This window comes from Curtobacterium flaccumfaciens (assembly GCF_013359815.1).
Lineage (GTDB): Bacteria > Actinomycetota > Actinomycetes > Actinomycetales > Microbacteriaceae > Curtobacterium > Curtobacterium flaccumfaciens.
The window spans coordinates 1-362 of record NZ_JABMCF010000016.1 but is presented as its reverse complement, the minus strand read 5'-3'; the positions used below and the strand labels follow the sequence as shown (position 1 = coordinate 362).

Here is a 362-nt window from a genome sequence, read left to right as displayed (position 1 = left end):
TGACGATGTCGAGCTTGGCGGCGCCCTTGGAGACGACGCGGTCGAACGACCAGGAGCCGTCGGTGGCGACCGTGTGGGTGCCCGGGACGATCTGGGTGCCGCTCGGGTTGAGGACGCGGAAGGTCGCGCCGGGGGTGGCGGTGCCGGTGATGTGGTTCGAGACGCCAGCGGTGACGGTCTTGGTCGTCACCGTGACGTTCCGTTCCGCGGACGCGGTCAGCGAGAAGGTGCCGGACTTCTTCGCGGTGCCGTTGACGGTCTGCTCGATGACGATGTCGAGCTTGGCGGCGCCCTTGGAGACGACGCGGTCGAACGACCAGGAGCCGTCGGTGGCGACCGTGTGGGTGCCCGGGACGATCTGG

The 362-nt window shown here is 69.1% G+C and carries 1 protein-coding gene; it reads right to left on the bottom strand.

Translation table 11 applies throughout. The annotated features are described in order from the left end of the window. Positions 1-362 (bottom strand): hypothetical protein (locus HP445_RS00045; RefSeq protein ID WP_175330754.1); only part of this gene is annotated, 362 nt, incomplete at both ends.